This is a genomic window from Leeuwenhoekiella obamensis, assembly GCF_055391795.1.
This window is the reverse complement of the sequence record NZ_AP029251.1, coordinates 2,267,829-2,285,468: the sequence shown is the minus strand read 5'-3', so window position 1 is coordinate 2,285,468 and position 17,640 is coordinate 2,267,829. Positions and strand designations below refer to the sequence as shown.

The window sequence follows — 17,640 nt, the reverse complement described above, 5'->3', positions numbered from 1 at the left end:
TGCGGGTGCAAATATACAGCCATTAAATTGATTATTCAAAGGGTTTTTTGATATTTTTATTGAAAATTTTTGACGCCGCCATAGGTGTCTGTTTTTCAGTTAAAAAGAATTATGACAATTTTATTTTTAGGATATATGGGTAGCGGAAAATCTACTTTAGGTAGACTTGCTGCAAAAAAATGGGATTATAAATTCGTGGATTTTGACGATCTCATCGAAGAAGGAGAAGGTATTTCTATCCCAGAAATTTTTAAAACTAAAGGAGAGATCCATTTTAGAAAGCTAGAATCTCAATATATAGATAAGGTATTGCAGTTAGAAAATACGATCGTATCGCTAGGAGGTGGTACGCCGTGTTATGGTAATGTGATGGATCGCATAAAAAAATCTGGTGCGAGCAGTGTATATATTAATGTGCCTGTAAAACCATTATCAGACCGTTTATGGAAGGCAAGGTCATACAGACCCGTTTTACAGCATCAGGATACACCAGAGAAACTAGAGGAATTTGTGAGAAAACACCTTTTTGAACGTGCATTCTATTACAACCAGGCAGATCACAAAGTGATTTATACCGGGCAATCAGAAGATGAAATGGTAAAAGAAATAGAAGATTTACTCTTCTAAAACCGCGCTGTCGCCAGTTTCTTTAAAACGCACTTTTACATTTTCTTGCATAGATGTGCTAAGCGAGATGCCTTTAAAGTCTGCTTTTACAGGATATTTCTTGTGATTGCGATTTACTAAAACCGCAGTTTTAAAACGCTTTAATGGAACATCAAGAAAATGCTTAACGCCATAAACTAGCGTGGTGCCAGAGTTAAGAACATCGTCAATAAGAACGATAGACTTGTTTGCATAATCTGCGGCAGCCATTGAGGTTTCAACAGTTCCTAGCGGATTGTTCTTGTCCATCGTTACTTTGCAAAGCACACATTTAATAGGCGAGATCTCTTCAAGGATTTCTTTGATCCTGCCAGCGATCACAAAACCATTTTTTGCCACGCCGGCAAGAATTAGCTCAGTTTCATCAACATTGCTCTCGTAAATTTGATAAGCAATTCTTCTTATTTTATGCTGTATGCTGCTGTGATCTAATATGATTTGCTGGCTCATTTTTCGGTTTTATCTCCTGTTTTTAGAAGTAGGTTCAAAGATAAAAAACAGTTCTTTACCATTTCTCGGTTTTATAGAATTATAGCAGCGTTCTAGTTTTTTGATCTTAAAGCTTTCGCTAAAAAGTGTTTCATATTCTATCTGGCTTCCGCCAAAAGGTGGCCCATCTGCTGTCAATGGGAAGTCAAAAAGTAATCCGGCGAGTTTACCATTTTCATTGAGTAGCTTATGCATTTTTTGCACATAGGCTGGCCTTTGCGAAGGATGAAGCGCACAAAAGAAGGTTTGCTCTAAGATGAGGTCGTACTTTTCGCTGTAGCGAAAAAAATCTTCTTGAATTAATCGAGGTGCAAATTCTAGATCTTGTGTAGCTTTTGCGATATGCTCTAAAGGTTGTTTTGCAAAATCAATTACAGTTACATTGCTAAAGCCATTTTTACAGAGATAGATCGCCTCGTGGCCATTACCCGCACCGGGAATAAGGATTTTGAGATCTTTATTCTTCAGTTGGTCAATATATGTCGCGATAGGCGTGCTGGCATAACCGATGTCCCAACCTGTCTTTTGATCTTGATATCTGTCTTCCCAATATTTTTGATCAAATGTCATCCCACTCATCGTTGCTGTCTTCATGAAAATCTTCTAGATCGCGTCTATCTTTTTTAGTAGGGCGGCCGGTGCCTTTTTTACGATAGTAATCTTTAGAGTATTTAAGGAGATCTAGTTTTTCTAGATTTTCTTGAGGGGTTATGTCTGTGCAATAGATGCTCACTAATTTTGCGCCCACCCGATTAGGTGGCAGATCAAGAACTTCAACTTTGTAGTCGATCTGGTTTTTTCTCACACTTATTACATCAGTAGGATAAACTTCTCGTGAAGGTTTTACTGCAACATCATCAATTTTAACCTGTCCTTTTTTACAAGCCGCTGTAGCAATGCTGCGAGATTTAAAATATCGTACTGACCACAAATATTTATCTACTCGCATAATTTATAGGGATTATAATAGTTTAAAGTAACAAAAATAACGCAAAATCGTATCTTGCGCGACTTAAAAGTAATGATGATGAAAAGCTATAAGATAGCACTTTTGGTCCTTGTGACCGTCGTAATGTTTCAGGCATGTAAGAAGGATGATAATGGAAGTCTTGAGCCGTTTGTACCTAGAGATAGACAAGAGGTGCAAGATAGTAGTGCCTTAAATATCCAGACATTTCTTGAAACTCATTTTTATAACTACGAGGAGTTTGAAAACCCGCCTGCAGACTTTGATTATATCGTGCGCTTTGACGAGATAACCGGTGAGAATTCAGATAAGACTCCGTTGATAGATCAGGTTGTTACAGAGCAAAAGACCGTAGGCGATGTAGATTATGATCTTTTTATTCTTGAAGTAAGAAAAGGTGAGGGGCAGCCTGTAACTTTTGCAGATTCTGCTTTCTTATCATATAGAACTGGTGTGATAGGTGGTGATCTTATAGATTATGCGCCTAATCCATTGTGGTTGCCTTTATCAGGTACTATTAGAGGATTTAGCAACTCTGTAGATAATGTAAGAGCGGCAACTTCAATTTCACAAAATTCTGACGGTACAATCACAGCTTCTAATGATTATGGTATTGGTGCTGTTTTTATTCCTGCAGGATTAGGTTACTATAATACGGTTCAAAGCAGTACTTATATTTACACTGATCTTTATATCACGTTTAAAGTTTTTGGTGTTAATGGAGGTATAGATTCAGATGGTGATGGAGTTATTGATTTTCTAGAAGATGTTAATGGTAACCAAACCATAAATGATGACGATACAGATGGTGATGGAATAGCAGATGTTGTAGATACTGATGATGATGGTGATGGTATCTTGACTATAGATGAGATCAACATTGCAGAAGATGGTACGGTAACGTATCCTGATACAGACAACGATGGAACTCCAGATTATCTGGATCCTGATAATTAGGCCTTTTGGCTACAGCTTAAACATTAAAAAAAGGCCTTCGTGAGAAGGCCTTTTTATTTTTATTTATTTGGCTTTAAGCCAAATTATAAATTAAGTGATAAACTTAAGATCACTTGATCTGGTCGTGTATCTATTTTCTCATAAGAAAGTCCGCCGTTTGTATTTACAAACTCTGCTTCATTCTCACTAAGACCGCGCTCATAGCGCATATCAATTCCTAGTTTTCCTAATGATACGCCAACGCCAAAAGTTGCGCCCACGGTAAAATCATTTTCCACATCATTGAGTTCAAGACCTTCAAAGTCTGTGTCCATAATGTATTGCAATGACGGCCCGGCAAAAACATTGATCGGTCCAAGAACTTCAAGGCCTATAAGAAGAGGCGCGTCAAGTTTTTTCATTGTAAAATCATTACTGTCGTAAGAACTTTTAAGCTGTGTATACACAAGCTCTGGTCTAAAATACAGTTTGTTCTCACCTATGCGGCCAAAAAGACCAACATGATACCCAATGTTGCGATCAGGATTGTCTACTACATTACCAGCAGAATCTGTAACATCACCGTTACCAGCATAGTTGAGACCTGCTCTAATACCTACGCCAGGTTCTGATTGTGCAAATGCTACTGTGGTTGCCAGGAACATGATGCCTAAGAGTACTTTTTTCATAAAAATTAGTTTTTATTTCAAGCGATGCTTGAAGGTTTAAAAAATCATTTTGAGGAATATCCCTCTAGGATTTTTTTATTGCTTTCTATGAATAGGACAACTCAGGCCGGTTTTACCCTACCTGAATTTATTTTCTATCCAATACCTTCTTAACGGCTTTCACGATGGCTTTATTATCAAGGCCATACTTTTCCATAAGTTGGTCTGGGCTTCCGCTTTCGCCAAAAGTATCCTTAGTTGCAACAAACTCTTGAGGAGTAGGGTGAGAAGCAGCAAGTTCTCTTGCAACACTTTCTCCTAAACCACCTAGGTAGTTATGCTCTTCACAAGTTACAACGCAACCTGTCTTTTTAACCGAAGCTAAAATTGCTTCTGCGTCAAGAGGTTTTATAGTGTGAATATTAATGATCTCTGCAGAAACGCCTTCTTTTTCTAATTCTTCAGCGGCGATGATCGCTTCCCAAACAAGGTGACCTGTTGCAACGATGGTTACATCAGTTCCTTCAGTAAGTTGTACTGCTTTACCTATTTCAAATTTTTGATCTACAGGAGTGAAGTTTGCTACTTTTGGTCTACCAAAACGAAGGTAAACTGGTCCGTCGTGCTCAGCGATCGCAATTGTTGCAGCTTTAGTTTGATTAAAGTCACAAGTATTGATCACAGTCATTCCTGGAAGCATTTTCATCATCCCTAGATCTTCAAGGATTTGGTGAGTTGCACCATCTTCACCTAGTGTTACACCGGCGTGAGAAGCACATATCTTTACATTTTTTCCGCTATAAGCGACACTCTGACGAATCTGATCATAAACGCGACCAGTAGCAAAGTTTGCAAATGTTGTAGCAAAAGGAATTTTACCACCTATAGTAAGACCAGCAGCCATACCTATCATGTTTGCCTCAGCAATACCAGTCTGGAAAAAGCGCTCTGGATGATTTTTCTCGAAGTCGTTAAGTTTAAGAGAACCTGTAAGGTCTGCACAAAGGGCAACTACATTTTCGTTAGTTTTTCCCAGTTCGTCCATTCCTGCGCCAAATCCTGAACGCGTATCTACATTTCCCTGATTTTCGAATTTTTTCATTGTTCAATTAGTTTTTTAGTAATCGCCTAGCGTTTCTGGGTTTTGTGATAATGCATCTGCAAGTTGCTCGTCGTTAGGAGCAGAGCCATGCCATTTGTGTGTGTGCATCATAAAGTCTACGCCATTACCCATCTCAGAGTGTAGTACCACGCAAACTGGTTTGCCATTACCGGTTCTTGATTTTGCTTCGTTAAGACCTTCAATAACCTTAGCAAGGTCATTTCCTTCTTTAACTTTTACAACATCCCAACCAAAAACACTAAACTTCTTACCTATATCGCCAAAGTCTAGAACTTCTTTAGTAGAACCATCTATCTGCTGACCGTTACGGTCTATTGTTGCGATAAGGTTGTCTACTTTGTTTGCAGAAGCATACATGATCGCTTCCCAGTTTTGACCCTCTTGTAATTCACCATCACCTAGAAGTGCAAAAACGGTATGATCATCATTGTTTAGTTTTTTAGCTTGAGCTGCACCTAGAGCAACACTCATCCCTTGACCTAAAGATCCAGAAGCTACACGAATACCTGGAAGTCCTTCGTGAGTTGTAGGGTGGCCTTGAAGGCGGCTGTCTAATTGTCTAAAAGTATTAAGCTCTTTAACAGGGAAATATCCTGCACGTGCTAAGACGCTATACCATACAGGAGAAATGTGACCGTTAGACAAGAAAAATAGATCTTCACCTACTCCGTCCATGTCAAATCCTTCTTTGCGGTCCATAATATCGAAGTAAAGTGCAACAAGAAATTCTGCACATCCTAATGAACCTCCCGGGTGCCCGGACTGGCAGGCGTGTACCTGCCTAACTATATCCCTTCTGACCTGTACAACAAGGTCTTCTAATTCTTTGATGTTTGGCATTTTAGTTTATTTACGTTTCTGCCAAAAATACCCTTTTTTACTAGGGTTTCCAATCTATACGGGGGTTTTTGCGATTATTTAATACTTTGGGCGAAAGCCTTAAGAATTGTGCGGTTTCATCTTTGGCTTAAAGCCAAATAGATTACCCAAATAACACTATCTTTGCCAGCTCAATTTATAGCATGCAATTTGACCTTTTAAAGACTGATCAGGCAACATCTGCCAGAGCCGGAACGATAACAACAGCACACGGAACCATTGAAACTCCCATTTTTATGCCTGTGGGTACTGTGGCAACGGTAAAAGGTGTGCACCAGCGAGAATTGCGAGAGGATATTAATCCTGATATTATTTTAGGGAACACGTATCACCTGTTTTTAAAACCGGGTATAGAGATTCTTGAAAAAGCTGGTGGTCTGCATAAATTCATGAATTGGGACCGTAATATCCTTACAGATAGTGGTGGTTATCAGGTGTATTCACTTTCGGGCACAAGAAAGATCAAGGAAGAAGGTGTGAAGTTTAAATCGCATATTGATGGTTCTTTGCATACTTTTTCGCCAGAGCGCGTGATGGAAATTCAGCGTACAATAGGTGCTGATATTATCATGGCTTTTGACGAGTGTACACCATATCCTTGTGATTATAATTATGCAAAACGTTCTATGCACATGACGCATAGATGGCTAGATCGCTGTATAAATCACTTAGAGAAAGTGCCGGTTAAATATGGTTTTGATCAGGCGTTCTTTCCTATTGTGCAAGGGAGTACGTATAAAGATCTTAGAAGACATTCTGCTGAATACATCGCAAATGCTGGCGCTGTAGGAAATGCTATTGGTGGTCTATCAGTTGGTGAACCTGCTGAAGAAATGTATGCGATGACAGAGGTTGTGACAGAGATACTTCCTGCAGATAAACCACGTTATCTAATGGGTGTGGGAACACCTATCAATTTGCTTGAAAATGTTGCATTGGGTATTGATATGTTTGACTGTGTGATGCCTACGCGTAACGGTCGTAACGGGATGCTTTTTACCGCTCACGGCACGATAAATATCAAAAATAAAAAGTGGGAAGATGATTTTTCTCCGCTTGACGAGATGGGAATCACTTGGGTAGATACTGAGTATTCTAAGGCGTATGTAAAGCATCTTTTTTCAGTAAATGAATATCTTGGCAGACAAATTGCAACCATTCACAACCTAGGATTTTACCTGTGGTTAATGCGAGAAGCAAGAAAACACATTCTTGCAGGTGATTTTAGAGAATGGAAAGAAAAAATGGTAAAACAAATGGACAAAAGACTCTAGATGAAAATTCTTGACTGGTACATACTCAAGCGGTACCTGGGGACTTTTACCATGATGCTTGTGCTTTTTATTCCTATTGGGATAACGGTAAACCTTGCTGAGAAGATCGATAAGATCCTGGCAAACGAAGTACCGTTTATTGAAGTTGCAAAGTACTATCTTGACTTTACCATTTACTTCGCAAACCTTCTTTTTCCGCTATTCCTTTTCCTTTCAGTGATCTGGTTTACATCAAAGTTGGCAAACAATACAGAGGTTGTTGCTTTCTTGAGTAGTGGAGTTTCTTTTTACAGATTTTTGCGTCCTTATTTAATAGGAGCTTCTATCGTGTGTTTTGGTGCTTACATCATGGGTACATATTTAGCTCCCGCTTCAAGTAAAGGATTTAATGAGTTTACATATCAGTATTTAAAACACGGTAAGAAAGATCGCGAAACGTCTGATGTTTACAGGCAGATCAATGATAACGACTATATTTATGTAAGTCGCTTTAATCCTATTCGCAATAGCGGAACAAAATTCACTTTTGAGCATTTTGAGAATGATGAGTTAAAATATAAGATCTCTGCGCGTAGTATTTTTTACCATCCAGAAGATTCTTCATACACGCTTAATGCATACAAAAAAAGAATTGTGGGTAAAGAAGGCGATATTTTACAGAGCGAGACAAAACTAGATACTACATTCTCATTTGATCTAGAAGATCTTACACCGGTAGAATATATCGCCGAAACACTTACCACGCCTAACCTGCGTAAATTTATTGACAAAGAGCGCTCTAGAGGAAGCTCTAACATCAATCGTTATGAGGTGGTGTTGCACAAGCGTTACAGTTTGCCAGTAAGCGCCTATATTCTTACCATTATTGCGGTGGCAGTTTCTGCGATGAAACGCCGTGGTGGGATGGGTATAAATCTGGCTTTTGGTATTTCGCTAGCGTTTATTTTTATTTTCTTTGATAAAGTTTTCGGGACTATTTCAGAGCAATCCAGTTTCTCGCCCATAGTGGCAGTATGGTTGCCTAATATCCTTTTTGGTATTCTTGCAGTTATTCTTCTCAACCGTGCAAAACGATAATTTAAAAAGCTACCTGCTCTTTCAGGTAATTGTATTCATCTGGGGGTTCACAGCAGTTTTAGGAGCATTGATCAGTATAGACGCGTTACCGCTTGTGTGGTTTCGTATGCTCATGGCGTCAATCGTTATTTTCTTATATATAAGGTATAAGAAGATTTCGCTTAAAGCGAAAAGGTCTACCATAATAACCCTTTGCATCGCCGGTGTGCTGATCGCTTTGCATTGGTTAGCATTCTTTGGGGCGATAAAGATCTCAAATGTGAGTATCACACTTGCGATGATGAGTACAGGTGCTTTTTTTACCAGTATTCTCGAGCCTATTTTTTATAAGAGGAAAGTTATCTGGTATGAGATCGTGCTTGGTTTGCTAGTGATTTGCGGTTTATACATCATTTTTGAAGTAGAAACACGCTACGTCAACGGAATGCTGGTAGCGCTAGGTGCTACATTTTTGGCTTCGATCTTTACACTTATTAATGGTAAAGTGGCAAAGAAGCATAGACCTACGATGATCTCGTTTTATGAGCTTACAGCTGGTATGATCTTTATCTCACTGTATTTGCTTTTTACATCACAATTTGATGCTAATTTCTTTAAACTCCCCACGATGGACTGGGTTTATATTTTGATCCTTGCCACTGTGTGTACGGCTTATGCCTTTATAGCCTCTGTAAAAGTGATGAAACATCTTACGCCGTATACAATAATGCTTACTACAAATCTTGAGCCTGTATATGGAATTATTTTGGCTTATTTTATTTTAGGAGATGCAGAGAAGATGCAACCGCAATTTTATTATGGTGCAGTCTTGATTCTCGCTACTGTAATAGCAAACGGTATCTTAAAAAACAAAAGAAGAAAGCGTCCCGTTGTACCCACGATCATAGAATGATTTGATTGTGTGTAATTTAAATGTTAGTAAGTTTTAGGGCTTTTCTCGTTGTCCATACCGTACTAAATCCCGTATATTTGCCTCCACTGCTAAAATTTTCCAAATGGAATATCTAGAGTTTGAACAACCCATAAAAGAACTGGAAGAACAGCTTGAAAAATGCTCTGTAATAGGAGAAGAAAGCAATGTTGATGTTAGCAATACATGCAAACAGATCCAGAAGAAACTTGACGAAACAAAAAAAGAGATCTATAAAAACCTTACCTCATGGCAGCGGGTTCAACTTTCTCGCCACCCTAACCGCCCTTACACGCTAGATTATATCAACGCGTTGTGTGGTGACACTTGGCTAGAGTTGCACGGTGACCGTAATGTGAAGGATGATAAAGCGATGATAGGTGGTCTAGGTAAACTAGGTAATCAGAGCTTTATGTTCGTAGGTCAACAAAAAGGATACAATACAAAAACAAGGCAATACAGAAACTTCGGGATGGCAAATCCAGAAGGATATCGTAAGGCATTACGTCTTATGAAAAGTGCAGAGAAATTCAATCTGCCTGTAGTATGCTTTGTTGATACTCCGGGAGCTTACCCTGGCCTTGAAGCTGAAGAAAGAGGACAAGGAGAAGCGATCGCGAGAAATATATTAGAGATGACACGTCTCTCTGTGCCTATTATCGTTGTGATCATTGGTGAAGGTGCCAGTGGTGGAGCATTAGGTATAGGTGTAGGAGATAGAGTGCTTATGTTAGAAAATACATGGTACAGTGTGATCTCACCAGAGTCTTGCTCTTCTATTTTGTGGAGAAGCTGGGAGTTTAAAGAGCAAGCTGCAGATGCGCTTAAGCTTACCGCAAAAGACATGAAAAAACAATCGCTTGTAGATAAGATCGTAAAAGAACCACTAGGTGGTGCGCATAGCGATCGTAACAAGACTTTTGATACCGTAAAAAAAGAAATTCTGCAAGCCTTTGATGAACTCAAAAACTTATCACCAGCAGAGTTGGTTGATAAGCGCATGGAGAAATATTCTAACATGGGCGTGTTTAAAGGATAAACACAAACCTTTACCGACATTTTATGAAACCGTGGATTTTAATCCGCGGTTTTTTTACGCTTATCAACAATAAATTAAAGTTATCCACATTACAATTGTTAACTTGTAGTGAATAAGAGTAGACCATTTTATACCTCGGTCGCTTAACAATTTTTTTACATTCGTTGTCATGGAAAAAGTGCAAGCTCCTCAACAATATTCATATAGTTCTAAACCAGTGATTTCTCTCGAAAAAGGGAAAATACCTCCGCAAGCAATTGATCTTGAGGAGGTTGTGTTAGGAGCGATGATGATTGATAAAAAGGGTGTAGATGAAATTATAGATATTCTTAACCCTAGCGTTTTTTATAAAGATGCGCATCAATTCATCTTTGAGGCCATCATGACGCTTTTTGAAAATGGTGAGCCTATTGACTTATTAACGGTTTCAGAGAAACTGCGTTCAATGGGTAAGCTAGATGTTTCAGGTGGAGACTATTATCTTGTTCAGCTTACGCAAAAAGTATCCTCATCTGCTCACATTGAGTATCATGCGCGTATCATTTTGCAGAAGCATATTCAGCGTAGCTTGATCAAAATTTCAAACGAAATTATCGAGGAAGCTTACGATGAAACCGCAGACGTTTTTGATCTACTGGATGATGCCGAGAGTAAACTGTATGAAGTAACTCAAGGTAACATTAAAAAGAGTAGTGAGACCGCTCAAAGTTTGGTGATCCAGGCGAAGAAAAAGATTCAGGAAATTTCAAACAAAGAAGGACTTTCTGGTATTCCTACTGGTTTTGATAAACTAGATAAATTGACCTCGGGATGGCAGCCCAGTGACTTGATCATTGTTGCAGCACGTCCTGGTATGGGTAAAACAGCATTAACCTTGAGTATGGCGAGAAACATCGCTGTAGGGCAAGGTATACCGGTGGCTTTCTTCTCTCTGGAGATGGCTTCTGTACAGTTGATCACACGTTTGATATCTTCAGAAACCGGACTTTCGTCAGAAAAGTTACGTACCGGTAAACTTGAAAAACACGAGTGGGAACAACTCAACGTGAAGGTAAAGGACCTTGAGAAGGCACCACTTTTTATTGATGATACTCCGTCTCTTTCAATTTTTGACCTTCGGGCGAAAGCCAGACGTTTATCATCGCAGCATGGTATTAAAATTATTGTGATTGACTACTTGCAGTTGATGACTGCCGGCGGTAGCCAGAAAAATGGTAACCGTGAACAAGAGATCTCGATGATCTCGCGTAACCTTAAGGCGCTTGCAAAAGAACTTAACGTGCCAGTAATTGCGCTATCGCAGTTATCGCGTGCGGTTGAAACACGTGGAGGTAGTAAACGTCCATTACTTTCTGACCTTAGGGAATCTGGAGCGATCGAGCAGGATGCGGATATCGTATCGTTCATCTACCGTCCAGAATACTATAAAATTGATGAGTGGGATGATGAAGAAAGAAGTCCAACACAAGGTCAAGCAGAATTTATCATCGCAAAACACCGTAACGGTGGTCTAGAGAACATTCGTCTTAAATTTATCGGTGAGCTTGGTAAGTTTGATAACCTTGACGATTTCTCAACGCCCTACCAATTTGAGTCTAGCATGAATGCAGGTGAGAAGGGTAATGACGATCCATTTGGAGGTCCTGGCCCTAACGTTTTCCCAGATGCAGATCAAGCCTTTGGTAGCTCGATGAATGACGATGACGACGGCGTGCCGTTCTAATCACAAAACATAAAGATCTTAAAATCGCAACCCGTGTGTATCTTCAGTTTGAAGAATGGCGCAGGTTGCGTTTTTCTTTTATTGCCTTTCGGCGAAAGCCTTAATTGCATCATACATCACCTGCTGAATCTGAGTGCGTGTGTTTAAACTGTAAAGTCTCGTGTTGTTGCGAGTAGGCAAAACCCTATTGGAAAGAAACACATATAGCAAGTCTTCTTTTGGATCCATCCAAACCATAGTTCCTGTAAAGCCTGTATGCCCAAAACTCGCCATGCTTGCATCTTTTGCAGTATTGTTGTCAACGCCTTGATACTCTAGATTTGGTTTGTCAAAACCTAGTCCGCGGCGATTGTCGTTATCAGGAAATTGAACGGTGGACCACTCCTTCAAAGTGCTTTCTTCAATATAGCGTTCGCCGCCATACTCGCCCATGTTGAGGTACATTTGCATGAGTTTTGCCAGATCGTTTGCATTTGCAAAAAGGCCTGCATTACCAGAAACTCCGCCCATCATGATAGCGCCTTCATCATGCACGTTCCCATGAATAGGCTCATGGCGAAAATTATAATCATGCTCTGTAGGGACAATGCGATTTAATGGAAATTTTTCCATAGGGTGATAGCCTAAGGTTGTGGCACCAAGCTTGTCATAAAAATGGCTTCTAAGATATGTTCTGTAATCAGAATTTGTGATCTCTTCAATGATAGTAGGCAGCAAATAAAAAACCAATCCTGAATATTTATATTTTGCCTCAGCCTCTAGCGGTGACTTCTCGATCGCATTAAAGATCTTCTTTTTGTAATTGTGATGAAGCCACATATCTTCTGAAATACGAACGGGATATCTAGCCGAAGAATCTTTTTTAAACGTGTTCCATTTGTACGAACCATTATCGCGCAATGTGTTTTGCCAAAAAGGAATCCAAGGCTTAAATCTCGCTTGATGCGCAAGGATTTGTCTAAAAGGAATTCCTGCTTTATTTGAGTTTTTAAAATCTGAGAGATAGGTGTCTATGCCAGCGTTGAGGTCAAATTTTCCTTCGTCATACAATTGCATTAAAATAGGTAAGGTAGAAGAAATTTTGGTCACAGAAGCAAGGTCATAAAGATCGCTTTGCTCAACCGTTACCGTATCGCTGTATTGATGTAAACCGTAGGCTTTTTCAAAAACAATTTTGCCGTTGTGAGCAACTAGCACAACACCACCCGGTATTGCTTTTGCATCCATTGCTTGTTGCATAAGCGAGTCAATACCGCGATGCAAAAGCTTAGAATTCATCCCTGCATCTTCAGGAACGGTGTATTCAAAACGGCCGTTTTTTTTTACCGTAAGACCATCGCCAGATTTAAATTTCTCGCCAATGCCCACAGGTAATTTCCCTGAAGCGCCAATGCCGCCAAAGATCAATTGAGCAGCCAATTCTTGAGTAAGTTCGCTGTCTTGATACGCTTCGATCAAACCATCTGCCGCCTCAAGATCATCTATCTTATCAATGGCATACGGATTTTTAAAGAAGGCAAAAACCGTGTTTTCTTGTTGCGCTAATTGCGAAATATATTCCTGCAGATCCTCAGAATATTTTACCACATTATTAGGGCGAATGCTGCTATCATGCAATCCGCCAATTATAATATTATAACCCGATAGAGAATCGCTTACTGCTTGAATTTTTGTCGCATCAACATCAATAGGTAGTTGAAAATGCTTCACATTCGTGTATAAACTCAGTGTTTCTTGAAATTTAGTTTTTTGGCTTGCACCAAAAGAGATCGAAGCGATCTTAACAGAGTCTAGTCGTTGAATGGGAAGAATATCATTTTCATTTTTAAGAACAGTAAGCGTGGCTTTTGCTAGCTTTCGTTGTAATAAAATAGCTTCGGGCGAGTGTAATCGTTCGTTTAGATTTTTCGCGGAAGCGGGAGCATAATTGTTTAAACCTACCCATTGCTTTGCTGCCAAAACCTTGCGACATCTAGCATCGATCTCTGCTTGGGTGATCTTACCTTGCTTGATGGCTTTTTCAATTTCTGCGATGGCTTTTGGGAAATCTTCTGTCAATTCAAGAATGTCATTTCCTGCGAGAACAGCGCGCATGTCAACAACGCCAGTTTCATTGCCGGCAGTAACGCCTTTCATGTCCATCGCATCTGTGATCACAAGGCCTTTAAAGCCTAGTTCTTCTTTGAGAAGCCCAGTGATAATAGGCTTTGAAAGTGTAGAAGGCGCCTGGGTAGAGTCTAGCGCTGGGATGTTAAGATGGGCAACCATCATCCCGGTGATTCCAGCTTCGATCGCTTTTTTGAAAGGATATAGTTCTAGCGAATCTAGCCGCGCTTTATCATGATTAATTTGCGGTAATGCGTAGTGAGAATCTGTCGCAGTGTCGCCATGACCAGGAAAATGTTTTGCGGTAACAAGCAGATTTTCGCTTTGCATACCTTTCATATACGCGATGGCTTTTTCGGCTACATTTATTTTGTTTTCACCAAAGGAGCGATAGTTGATCACAGGATTTAACGGATTATTATTCACATCCATAACCGGCGCAAAATTGAGGTGCATGCCCACCGCTTTGATCTGGCGAGCGACTTCTTTACCCATTTCTTCCAGTAAAGTGTCATCATCAATAGCGCCCAGAGCCATTTGATAAGAGAAGCTCATGGTATTGTCCAGACGCATTCCTAAACCCCATTCTGCATCTATCGCGCCCAGTAACGGTACATTTGAAGCTTCTTGATATTCATTCATCAGCTCGATCTGCTTCTCAGGAGTTCCTTGAAAGAAAACGAGTCCGCCTATTTTTTGTTCCTTAACTAACTTTAAGATGAAAGCTTTGTGATCTTCTCCTTTGTTAGAATATGCTCGCGCCATAAATAATTGCGCAATGCGCTGTTGCGGCGTTAAAGTTTGCATCACAGAATCTACCCAAGCGCTATTTGTGTATTGTAAAAATGCCGGAGTTTTATCTTGGGCTAGTGCAGAAAATTGGGTGATCAGTAAAAATAGCAGTAGAGTTAGGAAGCGTTTTTTCATCGTGTGGTATAATAATCAGCTTTAAATTTAAGCAAATACGAGGTTCTAAGTTTTAGTATATTGTATTGAAAACAAATTTCTTTTGGCTTAAGCCAAAAATATACTAGGCATAGTCTTTGCTACGTTGTAAATTCACACTATGACGCACACTACATTGAAAACTTCTGGTAAAAGATCAAGCAACACTAAAAGATGGAGTGCGACGCTTTTTTTACTATTTCTGTTCATTCAAGCGCATGCTTCTTACATCTTGATCCCGATGGATGCTGATGGGCAAAAAGAACATCTTAAAGCCTACGGAATCACGTATTGGATCCTTTCGCAGCAGCAAAATGTAAAATGGTTGCTCAACTATCGCGGCGGTTCATTTTTAATTCCTGATGCAGAATTGATAAGAAAAGAATGTAAAATACGCGGCGTGAGTTTTGAGGTGATGAGCGATTCTAAAACAGAAGCTCTGCTTGCAGAAATTGAGAGTCCGTCGCAAAACATGGAAGCCGTGGTTCTTGAAAAAGCGCCAAAAATCGCTGTGTACACTCCAGACGGTTCTGTGCCTTGGGATGATGCGGTTACAATGGTTTTGACCTATGCAGAAATTCCGTACACTAAAATTTATGACCGCGAGGTGCTCGCAGATGAGTTAGTTTTATATGATTGGCTGCATTTGCATCACGAAGATTTTACTGGGCAATACGGTAAATTTTATGGTAGATATCGCTCGGCACCATGGTATATAGAAGAGAAAAATCAGGCAGAGGCGTTGGCCAAAGAATTGGGCTATGATAAAGTCTCTGACGAAAAAGGAGCGGTGGCGTTTAAGATCAGAGATTATGTTGTGGGCGGCGGTTTTATGTTTGCCATGTGCAGCGCTACAGATAGTTTTGATATTGCCTTAGCGGCAGAAAATGTAGACATCTGCGAACCGATGTTTGACGGTGATCCTTCAGATGCTGGTTATCAAAATAAGATGAACTTTGCAAACACGTTTGCGTTTACAGATTTTTTGCTGGAGCGAAATCCACTAGAATATGAGTTCTCGAGTATTGACATGACCTCAAAGCGTAGAATTCCTTTTGAGACTGATTATTTCACGCTGAAAGAATACAGCGCAAAATGGGATCCTATCCCAACCATGCTTACGCAAAATCATACAGCTCTTGTTAAGGGTTTTATGGGGCAAACCACCTCATACGATCCAGAATCTATAAAGCCCACGGTTTTAGTTATGGGAGAAAATAAAACAAATGGTGAGGCGCGTTACATTCACGGAATTAAAGGAAAAGGATTTTTCACCTTTTATGGTGGTCACGATCCTGAAGATTATCAACATCGCGTGGGTGATCCTAAAACAGAACTTGAACTTCATCCTAACAGTCCCGGTTACAGGCTGATCTTAAACAACGTACTTTTTCCTGCGGCTAAAAAGAAAAAACAAAAAACCTGATGTTAAGAATTACCGTTCTTTTAATCTGTTTTTTATTCAGTTTTCCTAGCGCTCCAGAACCTCCCAAATTTGAATGGCAAGCGGGTAGGCCACTTACGTGGAAAGATTTTAAAGGTCGCCCAGCTCGTATAAATGCTTACGCTGCAAGTACAAGTTCTGGCATTAGTCATGGATATTCTATAAATAATAGAGGAGTTCTAGTGAAAGAAGAAAGTTGGGTCAAAGCCTATTTTTACCCTTCGCTCAGTTGGTTTAGGCGCGGTAAAGTCACGCCCAGAACCTTGCGTCACGAGCAGACACATTTTGATATTTCAGAACTTCATGCGAGGATTTTGCGCAAGCGAATAGCGGAGTTTCAATTCTCAAACAGAAGCAAACAAGAGATCAAAAAAATATACGCTGAAGTTGAATCAAAACGACATGCAATGCAAGATCGTTTTGATCAAGAGGCAGAGCATTCTCTTAATGAAAAAGCAGAAGCAGTCTGGGAAAAGAAAATCGCTACGATGCTTTATAGATATCGCAGATGGGCTGAGTAATTACAGCTGTGCGATCTTTTCTAAAGCAAATTCTATCAACCTTTCAGTAGTTTCCTGCGGATTCTCGCTAAACGTGCCAAGCGCTCGGTTTGCTAATATCGCATTAAGCGAAATTGCCTCGTGTCCCAGTAATTTTGAAAGCCCATAAATCCCTGAAGTTTCCATTTCAAGATTTGTGATTCGAGAGTTGTTAAACTCAAAACTCGCGATCTTATCGTTAAGCTCAGGATCTTCTAATTTGCCACGTAAAACCCTTCCTTGTGGACCGTAAAAACCAACGTTTGTCGCTGTGAAGCCAGAGTAGATTTCGCTTGAAGCGAAATGATCACACAACCTCTCGCTGCCTTTTATGACATAAGGAGTGCTTTTGTCTACATTCCAGGAAGAATGTTTTATAAACGCCTTTTGCAACTCATCATCCTGAATAGATTTGCTATCATAAAATTGCAGCAAACTATCAAAACCGATGGCCTTTGTGCTTATTAAAAAACTATCTACAGGAATATCTTCTTGAATCGCGCCACTGGTCCCGATGCGGATAATGTTAAGCTTGGTAAGCTGTTTTTTTATCTCGCGGGTTTTAAAGTCTATGTTTACCAGTGCATCGAGTTCGTTAAGCACAATATCAATATTATCTGTGCCGATGCCAGTTGAGATCACAGTGATCTTCTTGCCTTTGTATAAGCCAGTTTGCGCTTTAAACTCGCGTTTATGTTTAGTGAGAATTACCTCGTCAAAATACTTTGTGACTTTCTCAACGCGATCAGGATCGCCCACAGTAATTACTGTTTCAGCTAGATCTTGAGGTAATAAATTGAGGTGATATATACTGCCATCCTCGTTAAGGATGAGTTCTGAAGATTGTATTTGCAT

17 protein-coding genes are annotated in these 17,640 nt (G+C 39.9%); 9 read left to right on the top strand and 8 right to left on the bottom strand.

Going from position 1 to position 17,640, the window contains the following annotated elements:
- The first annotated feature begins 111 nt into the window (after positions 1-111).
- On the top strand, positions 112-627 hold the full coding sequence (locus ACZ5L8_RS10015; RefSeq protein ID WP_464437109.1) for a shikimate kinase: 516 nt from the start codon (positions 112-114) through the stop codon (positions 625-627).
- Here ACZ5L8_RS10015 and ACZ5L8_RS10010 read toward each other — a convergent pair.
- The 3 genes from ACZ5L8_RS10010 to ACZ5L8_RS10000 are packed head-to-tail and all read right to left on the bottom strand — an operon-like array spanning position 616 to position 2,104.
- On the bottom strand, positions 616-1,116 hold the full coding sequence (locus tag ACZ5L8_RS10010) for a phosphoribosyltransferase family protein (protein ID WP_464437107.1): 501 nt from the start codon (positions 1,114-1,116) through the stop codon (positions 616-618). The genes ACZ5L8_RS10015 and ACZ5L8_RS10010 overlap by 12 nt on opposite strands.
- A gap of 9 nt (positions 1,117-1,125) precedes the next feature.
- Positions 1,126-1,749, bottom strand: coding sequence for a methyltransferase (locus ACZ5L8_RS10005; protein WP_464437105.1), 624 nt, complete (start codon positions 1,747-1,749; stop codon positions 1,126-1,128).
- Entirely contained in the window at positions 1,715-2,104 is a 390-nt protein-coding gene (locus ACZ5L8_RS10000; protein WP_464437103.1) for an RNA-binding S4 domain-containing protein, read from the bottom strand. The genes ACZ5L8_RS10005 and ACZ5L8_RS10000 overlap by 35 nt, the downstream gene beginning before the upstream one ends.
- Before the next feature lie 54 nt (positions 2,105-2,158).
- Between ACZ5L8_RS10000 and ACZ5L8_RS09995 the strand changes: the two genes are divergently transcribed.
- Positions 2,159-3,079, top strand: coding sequence for a hypothetical protein (locus ACZ5L8_RS09995; protein WP_464437102.1), 921 nt, complete (start codon positions 2,159-2,161; stop codon positions 3,077-3,079).
- Positions 3,080-3,162: 83 nt separating this feature from the next.
- Here ACZ5L8_RS09995 and ACZ5L8_RS09990 read toward each other — a convergent pair whose 3' ends face one another.
- The 3 genes from ACZ5L8_RS09990 to ACZ5L8_RS09980 all read right to left on the bottom strand — a co-directional run bounded on the left by ACZ5L8_RS09990 (position 3,163) and on the right by ACZ5L8_RS09980 (position 5,689).
- The gene (locus ACZ5L8_RS09990) at positions 3,163-3,747 is read right to left on the bottom strand and encodes a porin family protein (RefSeq protein WP_464437101.1); all 585 of its coding nucleotides are present in this window, start codon (positions 3,745-3,747) and stop codon (positions 3,163-3,165) included.
- A 127-nt stretch (positions 3,748-3,874) separates the two neighbouring features.
- On the bottom strand, positions 3,875-4,828 hold the full coding sequence (locus ACZ5L8_RS09985; RefSeq protein WP_464437099.1) for a transketolase family protein: 954 nt from the start codon (positions 4,826-4,828) through the stop codon (positions 3,875-3,877).
- Positions 4,829-4,843: 15 nt separating this feature from the next.
- Positions 4,844-5,689, bottom strand: coding sequence for a transketolase (locus ACZ5L8_RS09980; protein ID WP_464437097.1), 846 nt, complete (start codon positions 5,687-5,689; stop codon positions 4,844-4,846).
- A gap of 182 nt (positions 5,690-5,871) precedes the next feature.
- Here ACZ5L8_RS09980 and tgt point away from each other — a divergent pair, with 182 nt between their 5' ends.
- The 5 genes from tgt (at position 5,872) to dnaB (ending at position 11,751) form a co-directional block, all read left to right on the top strand.
- The gene (tgt, locus tag ACZ5L8_RS09975) at positions 5,872-7,002 is read left to right on the top strand and encodes a tRNA guanosine(34) transglycosylase Tgt (RefSeq protein WP_464437095.1); all 1,131 of its coding nucleotides are present in this window, start codon (positions 5,872-5,874) and stop codon (positions 7,000-7,002) included.
- Entirely contained in the window at positions 7,003-8,079 is a 1,077-nt protein-coding gene (locus ACZ5L8_RS09970) for an LptF/LptG family permease (RefSeq protein ID WP_464437093.1), read from the top strand.
- On the top strand, positions 8,066-8,971 hold the full coding sequence (locus ACZ5L8_RS09965; RefSeq protein WP_464437091.1) for a DMT family transporter: 906 nt from the start codon (positions 8,066-8,068) through the stop codon (positions 8,969-8,971). The genes ACZ5L8_RS09970 and ACZ5L8_RS09965 overlap by 14 nt, the downstream gene beginning before the upstream one ends.
- A gap of 103 nt (positions 8,972-9,074) precedes the next feature.
- The gene (locus tag ACZ5L8_RS09960; RefSeq protein ID WP_464437089.1) at positions 9,075-10,028 is read left to right on the top strand and encodes an acetyl-CoA carboxylase carboxyltransferase subunit alpha; all 954 of its coding nucleotides are present in this window, start codon (positions 9,075-9,077) and stop codon (positions 10,026-10,028) included.
- Between the two features lie 169 nt (positions 10,029-10,197).
- The gene (gene dnaB / locus ACZ5L8_RS09955; protein ID WP_462597427.1) at positions 10,198-11,751 is read left to right on the top strand and encodes a replicative DNA helicase; all 1,554 of its coding nucleotides are present in this window, start codon (positions 10,198-10,200) and stop codon (positions 11,749-11,751) included.
- Between the two features lie 78 nt (positions 11,752-11,829).
- Here dnaB and ACZ5L8_RS09950 read toward each other — a convergent pair whose 3' ends face one another.
- The gene (locus ACZ5L8_RS09950; protein ID WP_464437087.1) at positions 11,830-14,784 is read right to left on the bottom strand and encodes a glycoside hydrolase family 3 N-terminal domain-containing protein; all 2,955 of its coding nucleotides are present in this window, start codon (positions 14,782-14,784) and stop codon (positions 11,830-11,832) included.
- 139 nt (positions 14,785-14,923) lie between these two features.
- On the opposite strand from ACZ5L8_RS09950, the gene ACZ5L8_RS09945 reads away from it, so the two are divergent.
- Together ACZ5L8_RS09945 and ACZ5L8_RS09940 are read left to right on the top strand one after the other, a co-directional pair.
- Positions 14,924-16,228: an asparagine synthetase B gene (locus ACZ5L8_RS09945; protein ID WP_464437085.1), complete on the top strand. Its 1,305-nt coding sequence runs from the start codon at positions 14,924-14,926 to the stop codon at positions 16,226-16,228.
- Positions 16,228-16,767: a DUF922 domain-containing protein gene (locus ACZ5L8_RS09940; RefSeq protein ID WP_464437083.1), complete on the top strand. Its 540-nt coding sequence runs from the start codon at positions 16,228-16,230 to the stop codon at positions 16,765-16,767. The genes ACZ5L8_RS09945 and ACZ5L8_RS09940 overlap by 1 nt, the downstream gene beginning before the upstream one ends.
- On the opposite strand, the gene ACZ5L8_RS09935 is transcribed toward ACZ5L8_RS09940, so the two are convergent.
- Positions 16,768-17,640 (bottom strand): nucleoside phosphorylase, encoded by an 873-nt coding sequence (locus ACZ5L8_RS09935; RefSeq protein WP_464437081.1) that lies wholly within the window; start codon positions 17,638-17,640, stop codon positions 16,768-16,770.

Bases quoted from the DNA above. Each gene is read 5' to 3' on its own strand.
- ACZ5L8_RS10015 (WP_464437109.1), top strand. From the start codon at position 112: ATGACAATTTTATTTTTAGGATATATGGGTAGCGGAAAATCTACTTTA.
- ACZ5L8_RS10010 (WP_464437107.1), bottom strand. From the start codon at position 1,116: ATGAGCCAGCAAATCATATTAGATCACAGCAGCATACAGCATAAAATA.
- ACZ5L8_RS10005 (WP_464437105.1), bottom strand. From the start codon at position 1,749: ATGAAGACAGCAACGATGAGTGGGATGACATTTGATCAAAAATATTGG.
- ACZ5L8_RS10000 (WP_464437103.1), bottom strand. From the start codon at position 2,104: ATGCGAGTAGATAAATATTTGTGGTCAGTACGATATTTTAAATCTCGC.
- ACZ5L8_RS09990 (WP_464437101.1), bottom strand. From the start codon at position 3,747: ATGAAAAAAGTACTCTTAGGCATCATGTTCCTGGCAACCACAGTAGCA.
- ACZ5L8_RS09985 (WP_464437099.1), bottom strand. From the start codon at position 4,828: ATGAAAAAATTCGAAAATCAGGGAAATGTAGATACGCGTTCAGGATTT.
- ACZ5L8_RS09980 (WP_464437097.1), bottom strand. From the start codon at position 5,689: ATGCCAAACATCAAAGAATTAGAAGACCTTGTTGTACAGGTCAGAAGG.
- tgt (WP_464437095.1), top strand. From the start codon at position 5,872: ATGCAATTTGACCTTTTAAAGACTGATCAGGCAACATCTGCCAGAGCC.
- ACZ5L8_RS09970 (WP_464437093.1), top strand. From the start codon at position 7,003: ATGAAAATTCTTGACTGGTACATACTCAAGCGGTACCTGGGGACTTTT.
- ACZ5L8_RS09960 (WP_464437089.1), top strand. From the start codon at position 9,075: ATGGAATATCTAGAGTTTGAACAACCCATAAAAGAACTGGAAGAACAG.
- dnaB (WP_462597427.1), top strand. From the start codon at position 10,198: ATGGAAAAAGTGCAAGCTCCTCAACAATATTCATATAGTTCTAAACCA.
- ACZ5L8_RS09950 (WP_464437087.1), bottom strand. From the start codon at position 14,784: ATGAAAAAACGCTTCCTAACTCTACTGCTATTTTTACTGATCACCCAA.
- ACZ5L8_RS09945 (WP_464437085.1), top strand. From the start codon at position 14,924: ATGACGCACACTACATTGAAAACTTCTGGTAAAAGATCAAGCAACACT.
- ACZ5L8_RS09940 (WP_464437083.1), top strand. From the start codon at position 16,228: ATGTTAAGAATTACCGTTCTTTTAATCTGTTTTTTATTCAGTTTTCCT.
- ACZ5L8_RS09935 (WP_464437081.1), bottom strand. From the start codon at position 17,640: ATGCAAATACAATCTTCAGAACTCATCCTTAACGAGGATGGCAGTATA.